10 protein-coding genes are annotated in these 9,714 nt (G+C 72.2%); 5 read left to right on the top strand and 5 right to left on the bottom strand.

All coding sequences use genetic code 11. The features are described 5' to 3' along the window. Positions 1-356 precede the first annotated feature (356 nt). On the top strand, positions 357-2,090 hold the full coding sequence (locus ABTZ03_RS43580; protein WP_350518833.1) for a carbohydrate-binding module family 20 domain-containing protein: 1,734 nt from the start codon (positions 357-359) through the stop codon (positions 2,088-2,090). 84 nt (positions 2,091-2,174) lie between these two features. Here the strand turns inward: ABTZ03_RS43580 and ABTZ03_RS43575 are convergent, their stop codons facing one another. Beyond that, positions 2,175-2,930 (bottom strand): SDR family oxidoreductase, encoded by a 756-nt coding sequence (locus ABTZ03_RS43575; protein ID WP_350518832.1) that lies wholly within the window; start codon positions 2,928-2,930, stop codon positions 2,175-2,177. A gap of 417 nt (positions 2,931-3,347) precedes the next feature. Between ABTZ03_RS43575 and ABTZ03_RS43570 the strand changes: the two genes are divergently transcribed. Then, positions 3,348-4,406: an alpha/beta hydrolase gene (locus ABTZ03_RS43570; protein ID WP_350518831.1), complete on the top strand. Its 1,059-nt coding sequence runs from the start codon at positions 3,348-3,350 to the stop codon at positions 4,404-4,406. A gap of 300 nt (positions 4,407-4,706) precedes the next feature. Continuing rightward, positions 4,707-5,495 carry a hemerythrin domain-containing protein gene (locus ABTZ03_RS43565; RefSeq protein WP_350518830.1) on the top strand — a complete coding sequence of 263 codons (789 nt, stop codon included), beginning with the start codon at positions 4,707-4,709 and terminating at the stop codon, positions 5,493-5,495. A 191-nt stretch (positions 5,496-5,686) separates the two neighbouring features. On the opposite strand, the gene ABTZ03_RS43560 is transcribed toward ABTZ03_RS43565, so the two are convergent. Further along, on the bottom strand, positions 5,687-6,280 hold the full coding sequence (locus ABTZ03_RS43560; RefSeq protein ID WP_350518829.1) for a DUF6891 domain-containing protein: 594 nt from the start codon (positions 6,278-6,280) through the stop codon (positions 5,687-5,689). A 69-nt stretch (positions 6,281-6,349) separates the two neighbouring features. On the opposite strand from ABTZ03_RS43560, the gene ABTZ03_RS43555 reads away from it, so the two are divergent. Next, the gene (locus tag ABTZ03_RS43555) at positions 6,350-7,312 is read left to right on the top strand and encodes a DUF1152 domain-containing protein (RefSeq protein ID WP_350518828.1); all 963 of its coding nucleotides are present in this window, start codon (positions 6,350-6,352) and stop codon (positions 7,310-7,312) included. 39 nt (positions 7,313-7,351) lie between these two features. Here the strand turns inward: ABTZ03_RS43555 and ABTZ03_RS43550 are convergent, their stop codons facing one another. Next, a complete protein-coding gene (locus tag ABTZ03_RS43550) occupies positions 7,352-7,897 on the bottom strand; it encodes an FHA domain-containing protein (RefSeq protein ID WP_350518827.1) in 546 nt (181 codons plus the stop codon). Between the two features lie 161 nt (positions 7,898-8,058). Beyond that, a complete protein-coding gene (locus tag ABTZ03_RS43545) occupies positions 8,059-8,616 on the bottom strand; it encodes a DUF1697 domain-containing protein (protein ID WP_350518826.1) in 558 nt (185 codons plus the stop codon). A 125-nt stretch (positions 8,617-8,741) separates the two neighbouring features. On the opposite strand from ABTZ03_RS43545, the gene ABTZ03_RS43540 reads away from it, so the two are divergent. Further along, complete coding sequence (locus tag ABTZ03_RS43540; RefSeq protein WP_350518825.1) at positions 8,742-9,212, top strand: pyridoxamine 5'-phosphate oxidase family protein; 471 nt, start codon at positions 8,742-8,744, stop codon at positions 9,210-9,212. A gap of 36 nt (positions 9,213-9,248) precedes the next feature. Here ABTZ03_RS43540 and ABTZ03_RS43535 read toward each other — a convergent pair whose 3' ends face one another. Further along, a complete protein-coding gene (locus ABTZ03_RS43535; RefSeq protein WP_350518824.1) occupies positions 9,249-9,605 on the bottom strand; it encodes an ArsC/Spx/MgsR family protein in 357 nt (118 codons plus the stop codon). Positions 9,606-9,714: the final 109 nt, after the last annotated feature.

Raw genomic sequence — 9,714 nt, 5'->3', positions numbered from 1 at the left:
GTTCACCGGCACCGAGGACGCCTCGCTGCAGACCAGCTTCGTGATCGACGACACCTCCATCCAGACCGGCTGACACCCGGTCGGTAGGCAGGGCCGGTAGACAGGACTGGTAGACGGGACCGGCAAGCAGGCCCGGCGGCTTCGGCCGCCGGGCCTGTGGCGTGTCCGGCGCCGGTCCGCACCGCCTCCTTTGCCGCCTCTCGCACCGCTTCCCGTACCGATGAGGAAACGTTTCACCGCCTGTCTTGACGGTGTCATTCCATGGCTCTAGGTTCTCTGCAAGTTTCCGGCAAGTTTCAGAAACCTCATGCAGGATCCCTCGGCTGCCCCGCACCAGCCACCCCCATGGAGACGACGTGGTCACCACCCCCACCCGCCGGTCCGCCCGCACGGCCGGCGCGCTCGCCGCCTCGGCGGCGCTCGCGCTCTCGCTCGGCACCGCCCTGGGCACCCCCACCGCCCAGGCCGTACCGCCCGCCAACAACGGCAAGGACGTCACCGCCACCCTCTTCGAGTGGCGCTTCGACTCGGTCGCCCAGGCCTGCACCACCACCCTCGGCCCCAAGGGCTACGGCTTCGTCGAGGTCTCGCCGCCCCAGGAGCACATCCAGGGCCCGCAGTGGTGGACCTCGTACCAGCCGGTCAGCTACCGGATCGCCGGCCGGCTCGGCGACCGGACCTCCTTCAAGAACATGGTCGACACCTGCCACGCGGCCGGCGTCAAGGTGATCGCCGACACCGTGATCAACCACATGACGGCGGGCTCCGGCACCGGCACCGGCGGCACGGTGTACACCAAGTACAACTACCCCGGCACGTACCAGGACCAGGACTTCCACACCTGCCGCCAGCCGATCACCAACTACCAGGACCGCACCAACGTGCAGGACTGCGAGCTGGTCAACCTCGCCGACCTGGACACCGGCAGCAGCTACGTCCAGACCACCATCGCCCACTACCTGGACGACCTGGGCTCACTGGGCGTGGACGGCTACCGGATCGACGCCGCCAAGCACATCGCCGCCACCGAACTCGCCGCCATCAAGGCCAGGATGGCCAACCCCAACGCCTACTGGGTGCAGGAGGTCATCTACGGCGCCGGCGAACCGATCCAGCCGAGCGAGTACACCGGCAACGGCGACGTCGACGAGTTCCGGGTCGGCACCGACCTCAAGCGCGTCTTCACCAGCGACAAGCTCGCCAACCTCAGCGGCTGGGGCGCCTCCTGGGGCTATCTGCCGAGCAGCCAGGCGCGCAGCTTCGTCGACAACTGGGACACCGAGCGCAACGGCTCCACCCTCAACTACACCTACGGCAACACCTACACGCTGGCCAACGTCTTCCTGCTGGCCTCGACCTACGGCTCGCCCAACGTCTACTCCGGCTACGCCTTCACCAACAACGACGACGGCCCGCCCAACGGCGGCACCGTCAACGCCTGCTACCAGGACGGCTGGAACTGCACCCACGCCTGGCGGCAGATCGCCAACATGGTCGGCTTCCGCAACGCGGTCGCGGGCACCGGGGTGACCGACTGGTGGTCCAACGGCAACAACGCGATCGCCTTCGGCCGCGGCAACCGGGGCTACGTCGCGATCAACCACGAGAGCGGCGCGATCACCCGGACCTTCCAGACCGGGCTGCCCGCCGGGACGTACTGCGACGTCCAGCACGGTGACCCCCAGCCCGGCGGCGGCTGCACCGGCCCGACCTACCAGGTCGGCGCCAACGGGCAGTTCACCGCGACGGTCGGCGCGGGCGACGCGGTCGCGCTGTACGTCCAGCCCGGGACGACCGTCTCCGGCGCCTCCTTCAACGTCAACGCGACCACCGTGCCCGGGCAGAACATCTACCTGGTGGGCGACGCCCCGGCACTCGGCGGCTGGGACCCGGCCAAGGCGCTGCCGCTGTCCTCGGCCGGCTACCCGGTCTGGTCGCTCGCGCTCTCGCTGCCGGCCGGCACCCCGTTCCAGTACAAGTACCTGCGCAAGGACGCGAGCGGGGCGGTGACCTGGGAGTCCGGCGCCAACCGGACGGCGACCGTGCCGGCCTCGGGGAACGTCATCCTGAACGACACCTGGCGGCCCTGAGGCCCGTCGCCGCCCGTCGCGGACCCCCGTCAGCCGTGGACTGACGGGGGTCCCCCGTCCTCAGCCCAGCCCTCAGCCCTGTCTTCAGCCCCGCCCGATGTACGGCATGGCCGTCGCCATCACCGTGGCGAACTGCACATTGGCCTCCAGCGGCAGCGCCGCCATGTGCCGGACGGTGCGCGCCACGTCCGCCACGTCCATGGTCGGCTCGGGCGCGACCCGGCCGTCCGCCTGCCGCACCCCCGCGCCCATCGCGGCCGTCATGTCGGTCGCCGCGTTGCCGATGTCGATCTGCCCGCAGGCGATCCGGTACGGCCGGCCGTCCAGCGACAGCGACTTGGTCAGGCCGGTGACGGCGTGCTTGGTCGCTGTGTAGGCGATCGAGTGCGGGCGCGGGACGTGCGCGGAGATCGAGCCGTTGTTGATGATCCGGCCGCCCTGCGGGTCCTGGGCCCGCATCTGCCGGAAGGCGGCCCGGGCGCACAGGAAGGCGCCGGTCAGGTTGAGGTCGACCACCGCGCGCCAGTCCTCGACGGACAGCTCCTCCACCGGGACGGCCGGGCCGAAGGTCCCGGCGTTGTTGAACAACAGATCAACGCGGCCGCACCGCTCGACGGCCGTCGCGAACAGCGCGTCCACCGCGGCCGGGTCGGTGACGTCGGTCGGCACCACCTCGGCGGGGGCGGAACCCGGGACGGCGCAGAGCGCGGCCGTCTCTTCCAGCTGTCCGGCCCGGCGCCCGGCCAGCACCGTCCGCCAGCCGGCCGCGGCCAGCTCGACCGCGACGGCCCGGCCGACGCCGCTCCCGGCTCCGGTGACGACGGCGATCTGCTCGGGCATGGCGCTCTCCTCGTGGGGTCGGTACCGGTACGGTCACGTTCCGCCCGGACGGTGCCGGGGGCGTGCTGAGGCGATCGTTCCGGATGTGCGGCCCGCCGTCACTGGTCAAAGTGCCCAAAATCCGGTCGGCCGGGCCGGTCGGCCGCGGTGGCCCCCGCCGTCCGGCCCCCGCCGTCCGACGGTGGTGGTGCGGGCCTTTACCTGATCGCGAACAAACATTGGATTTCCGGTGGCCACCTCGCAACCGGTCGACCCCGGGCCACGTCATAAGATCGCAGGAAGGTGCGCTTCCGCGAGGGGCGGTGCACCAGCCGCTCCGGGGACGCACAGCGCCGCGCCCCGAGCCTGTCCGGCCCCACCGGGGGGCCGCCGCCCGGTCCCACCGCCGGGCGCGACATCGGTCGGAGAGTCCTCACCGTGCTTAGGCAGTCGTCCCGTTCCCGTGCCGTCCTGACCGGCGCCGCCGTGCTCACCCTGGCCGCCTCGCTCGCGGCCTGCGGAGGCTCCGACGGCGGGAAGGGGAACGGCTCCTCGGCCGACGGGAGCCCGGTGGCGACCACCGGCAGCCCGACCGCGGGCGGCAGCGGCGCCGCCGGGACGCCCTCCGCCGAGCAGCCGCCCACCCCGGCCAACGGCAAGGTGATGATGCCGACCGGCCCGGCCGCCGACCTGAAGAAGGTCCGGGACACCGGCGCCGGTCCGATCATGATGACCAAGGTGGCCGGCGCGAAGTCCGGCGTCACCGGTCAGGTCTGGGTCTGGCTGCCGCCCGAGTACAACGACCCCAAGTTCGCCAAGACCGGCTTCCCGGTGCTGACCCTCTACGCGGGCGGCCAGAGCAACGGCTACAACACCTGGACCGACAACCAGCTGCCGATCCAGGAGGTGGACGAGCAGCTGGCCAAGCAGGGCAAGGCCCACCCGTTCATCATGATCATGCCGGTGCAGAACTTCAACAGCGACGAGAAGAACGCGCTGGACTGCTCCGACATCCCGGGCCAGCCCAAGATGGGCACCTGGATGGCCGAGGACATCCCGGCCTGGGTGCGCGCCAACTTCCGCACCCTGAAGGGCCGGGACAGCTGGGGTGTGATGGGCGCCTCCACCGGCGGCTTCTGCAGCGCCAAGATGGCCCTGCAGTACCCGGACGTCTACAAGGCCGCGGTGCCGATCGACGGGTACTTCATCCCGGACTCCGGGCTGTGGAAGGGCCACGACGCCGAGAAGGCGGCCAACAACCCCAACCTGCTGATCACCCAGGGCAAGGCCGACGTCAAGATGTACGTCACCGCGGGCGGGGCCAACGGCTACGAGAAGGAATTGGTCAAGAGCTGGGTCGCCAAGGCCGTCGCTCCGGTGACCATCCAGTACTACGAGCAGCCCGGTGGCAAGCACCTCACCTCGGACTTCAAGAAGATGATCCCGGACACCCTGCAGTGGCTCTCCGCCAACCTGGAGGGCCCGGCCTCGGACTGACCCGAGCAGGACCTTGAGCAGGACCCCGAGCGGCAGCCCTAGCGGCACCCGGAAGCCCTCCCGCCCACGTGGCGGGAGGGCTTCCGTCGTACCCGGCGGCGGGCATCGGGGGCGGTTGTCGGGCAGGCGCCGCGGCGGGCGCCGGGGGCGGTCGCCGAGGAGGACGTCGCAGCTGCGCGCAGGCCCGTGACCTGCGCGTCAATCGGACATTGATTCGCTTCTGATCGACTGCGGGCACCTTGGATGGGGCGGTCCTCACCGGCCGCCCCGTCCTCCTCGCCCCGTCGTGAAAAGAGTGTCATGCCGATCCACCTGCTGCCCCCGCCCGCCGTCTCCGTCCCCGCCCAGGCGGCGCCCGGAGCCGACCCCCGGGACACGTACGGGCCGGCCATGGACGAGGAGCCGGTCACCGCCCGGTTCGCCGGACTGCGGCTGGTGCACGCCGCCATGCGCCGGGACCTCGCCCGGCTCCCCAACGCGCTGCGACTGCTCCAGCCCGACGAGGAGGACAAGGGCGAGGCACTGCTGCGGCACTGGACCTTCATGACCGCGATGCTGACCTGCCACCACGAGCAGCAGGACACCCGGATCTGGCCGATCGTGCGGCGCTTCGCCCCCGAGCTGCGGCTGCTGCTCAACTGGCTGGAGGCCGACCACCACAACCTGGACCACTCCTTCACCCGGGTCACCACGCTGGTCCGGATCGCCAGCCGGGACACCGGCAGCGCCTGGCCGGTCGCGTACGCGATGGAGGACCTGGCGGCCCGGCTGGAGACCCACCTGCGGATCGAGGAGCGGCAGTTGCTGCCCCGGATGGACCGGGTGGTCCCCGACACCTCCCGGCTCGGCGGGCTCGCCGAACTGCTCGACCTGCTGCGCTCGGCGGACGGCCCGGGCACGGCCGACGCGCTGGCCTGGCTGCTGGACGGGGTCGCCCCGGAGCTGGTCGAGCGGCTGCTGGCCGAGTGCGACGACGACGTGGCCCGCAACTGGCCGCACTGGCAGGCGACCTACCAGCGCTGCACCGCGCCGCTGTGGGGACCGACGGACGGCACGGCGGACAGCGGCCTGGGAAGCCTGGCCGAGTGACCACCGGGCGCTTTTCGCGGTCGTCGATCTACGCGCGTGGCATGTGCGGCTGACATATGCCCGGGCGCGTTCGGGCGTCACGTCGGTGCCGCACCAGGCTTCGGCACGGCATCAGGCTTGAGCAGGGCATCAGACTTCGGCAGGGCGGCAGGCCTCGGTACGGCGGCAGGGCGGAGCCGGGGCGAAACGCCCTACTCCGGCAGCCGGTTGAGCCACTCCAGCGGAGCGACCCGGATCGCGGTGTGCGGCGACCCGTCCCACTCCACCGGCAGTCCGACCGTCTCCACCGCGGCCACCACGGCCCGCCCGATCTCCACCGTCCGCCGCTCCGACACCTCTTCCGACTCCTCCCCGGTGCGGAAACCGCCGTAGCGCAGCATCAGTCCGCGTCCGGCCACGGCGGCCTCGGTGTCCTGCTGGTGGAAGAAGACGAAGCCCCGCGAGTCCTCCTCGGCCTCGCCGCCGATCTCCGCGTACCCGCACCCGGCGCAGCAGGTGAAGTCCATCGCCGCGACGATGCCCTGATCCTCCAACAGGTCGAAGGCCTCCTCCAGCCTGTCCACGTCCGTGAACTCCGGCCAGTCGGCCTGCTCGGCCAACCGCTCGGTCCACAGCGGAGCGACGATCCGCTCCGCCTCCTCCTGCGTCAGCCCCTGGTCGTCGAGGACCTCGACCAGGGACTCGGCTATCTCGTCCGGCTCCTGGAAGCCGCACCGGATCAGCTCGCGAGCCCGCTCCTGGGCTTCGAGCAGCACGTCGGGGGTGAGCGCCGTCTCCTGGGTCATGTCCGCATCCTCGCACCCACCACTGACAATTCCGGCGCGCGCTCCGCGCCGGTGCGCTACCGTCCGCCGGTGATCTCTCTGCTGCAACCCCCGCTGCTCACCCGGCTGCTGGCCGCCGAGCGCATCCTGGTCGCCGGAGCCGGCGGCGGCTTCGACGTGTACGCCGGGCTGCCGATCGCCCTCGCCCTGCGCGCCGCCGGCAAGGAGGTGCATCTGGCCAACCTCTCCTTCACCCACCTCTACGGCCTGCCCGGCGAGGTCTGGCAGGAGCCGGACGTGGCCAGGATCGGGCCGGACACCGACGCCCCCGAGGGCTACTTCCCGGAGCGCACGCTGGCCCGCTGGCTGCGGCTGCACGGCATGCCCGACACCGTGTGGGCCTTCCCCACGGTGGGCGTCCGCCCGCTGCGCGACGCCTACCGCAGGCTCGTCGCCCACCTGGGCGTGGACGCGATCCTGCTGGTGGACGGCGGCACCGACATCCTGATGCGCGGCGACGAGGCCGGACTCGGCACCCCCGAGGAGGACATGGCCAGCCTGGCCGCGGTGGCGGGGCTCACCGAGGTGCCCGAACGGCTGGTCGCCTGCCTGGGGTTCGGCATCGACGCCCACCACGGCGTCAGCCACGGCCTGGTGCTGGAGAACCTCGCCGCGATCGACCGGGCCGGCGGCTACCTCGGCGCCTTCTCCATCCCGCGCGGCAGCCGCGAGGGCGCGCTCTACCTGGACGCCGTCGAGCACGCTCGGGCGGCCTTCCCCACGCACCCCAGCATCGTCAACGGCTCGGTCGCGGCGGCGCTGCGCGGCGAGTTCGGCGACGTGCGGTTCACCGAGCGGACCAAGGACAACGAGCTCTTCGTCAATCCGCTGATGACGCTCTACTTCGGCGTCACGGTCGAGGCGCTGGCCGCCGAGAACCGCTACCTGGAACGGCTGGAGCACACCGTGCAGACCCGGCAGATCGCCACCGTGATCGAGGAGTTCCGGGACGAACTGCCCCGTCGGCGCCCACCCCGGCCGTTCCCGCACTGACCCTCCGCGCACGGGACCGCGGGCGGGGCGCCGTCGCGGTCAGTGCGGGGAGAGCCGGAACTCCAGGTTCCCGAACCGCACCTGGTCGCCCGGCCGCACCGGGATCCCGCCCGCGATCCGCCGCCCGTTCACATGGGTGCCGTTGGTCGACCCGAGGTCGTACAGCACCCAGCCGCCGTTCTCGTGCCGCAGCTCGGCGTGGTGCCGGGAGACCGAGGCGTCGTGCAGCCGCAGCCCCGAGCCGGGGATCCGTCCGATCGTCAACAGCCGTGCCCCGGCCTGCGGCAGGCTCAGCCCGGGCAGCCGCTCGGCCCGCCAGGCCCGGCTCAGCCGGGCGCCGAAGCCCGACACCCGGCCGACCGTCCGCAGCACGAAGCGCTCGACCGGCCCGCCGGTGGGCAGCCCGGCCACCGCCGCGTCCAACTCGGCGTGGCTGGTGGCCTGGAGGACGACGTCCATCCGGCCGAGGAAGGTGTCGTGCGACAGCCGGCCGCTGCCCGCGCCGTCCCGGAGCAGTCCGAGGGCCTGGTCCCGTTCGGCGTCGGAGGGCCGGACGTGGCCGGTGGGGAACTCAGGCTGCGTCATGGCCCGATTGTCGGATCGCCCGGCTCCGACTGTCCAGATCGCCCGGTGTCCTGGCGCTTGGTTCGTACCTCACTGAGCGACAGACGCCCGCCCCACCCGCGCGGTTCCAGCCGGCGGACGGGTGTTCGGCCGGGCGTTCGGTCGGGTGCCCGGTCGGGCGTTCAGCCCTTCCGGGCGGCCGCCAGGATCTTCACCGTGGTGTGCAGGAACCGGGAGGTCACCGCCCCGCGGTACTGCTTGCCGAACATCTCCTTGGTGACCCACTTGCCGTCCTGGAGGTGCACCACGATGTAGGCGGCCCCCGGATCGGCGCCGAGCACCTCGACGTCGCCCTTCGCCGAGCGGTGCGGCACGGCCAGCTCGGCCGGCAGCGGCTCGGAGAGGAAGGCGATCACCAGCCGGACGTCCGGCGTCACCTCGACGCCCCGGAACGGTTCGGCGGCGAGCAGCCCGGCCACCTCGTCGACCGTCCGCAGCAGCACCGGCACCGGATAGCCGAGCTCCTGCTCCAGGTGCGCCTCGATCCGTGCGGTCAGCGCGGCCCGGTCCGGTTCGTCCGTGCTGAAGAAGACGTTCCCGCTCTGGATGTACGAGCGGACGTTCCCCAGGCCCAGTTCGGCGAAGAGCGCCCGCAGCCGCTCCATCTTCACCGTCCGGCCACCGACGTTGATGGCCCGCAGGAAGGCGATGTACGTGGTCGTGGAGGTCGTCGTGGTCACCCGGCCAGTGTGGCACCGGCCACTGACACCGCCCCTCCCGAGGGCCGCCGCCCGCCCGGAGCGGTCGCCGACCCGGGGCCGCCGCCCGCCCGGCGGTTGTCCGTGCCCGGTGCCACACTGGCGCCATGGCAACCTGGCAGGACTTCGAGCAGGAGGCACCCGAACTCGCCGCCCTGGTACGGGCCCGGTTCGAGGCGAACAAGCACCACGTCCTGGCGACGCTGCGCAAGGACGGCTCGCCCCGGGTGAGCGGCACCGAGGTCGACTTCGTCGGCGCCGACGCCTGGATCGGGTCGATGTACGGCGCGGTCAAGGCCCGCGACCTCCAGCGGGACGCCCGCTTCGCGCTGCACGCCCATCCGGGGGACGAGACCATGGCCGGCGGGGACTCCAAGCTGGCCGGTCGCGCCGTGGAGGTCACCGACGAGAGCGAGCTCGCCGCCTTCGCCGCCGACCTTCCCGAGCCGCCGCCCACCCCGTTCCACCTCTTCCGGCTCGACCTCCGGCAGGTGGTGCACACCGCGCTGGAGGAGGAGGCCCTGTGGGTCCTCAACTGGCACCCGGGTCGGCCGGTGGAGCAGATCCGGCTCCACTGACCGGCCCGGTCCGGCCGACCGCGCGCCTCGTGGGCCCTACGGCAGAACGGACTTGAGCGCCTCGGGGGTCCGGGCCACGATCGCGTGCCCGTCGTCCGCGGTGATGATCGGGCGCTGGATCAGCACCGGGTGCTCGGCCATCGCCGCGATCCAGCGCTCCCGGTCGCCCGCCTCCCGCGGCCACGCCCGCATCCCCAGGTCCTTGGCGATCTGCTCGTCGATGCGGGTGATGTCCCACGGCTCCAGGCCCAGGCGCTCCAGCACCTGCTCCAGCTCGGCCACGCTCGGCGGGTCCTCCAGGTAGCGCCGCACGGTGTACTGCATCCCGGCGGCGTTCAGCCCGGTGAGGGCCGCGCGGCACTTGCCGCAACGCGGGTTGATCCAGATCTCCATGCCGACCAGCCTAAGGCGTGTCTGACAATTCCCGCCGGGCGCGCGACGCCGGGGCACGCACCTCGCCGCGTTGTCGTCGGTCGCCGATGCTCCGCATGGACTCCCTCCT

Origin of the sequence: Kitasatospora sp. NPDC096077 (assembly GCF_040303245.1) — a bacterium.
In the GTDB taxonomy this organism is placed as follows: domain Bacteria; phylum Actinomycetota; class Actinomycetes; order Streptomycetales; family Streptomycetaceae; genus Kitasatospora.
The sequence above is the reverse complement of the archived record's forward strand: the minus strand, read 5'-3'. Positions and strand labels throughout refer to the sequence as shown.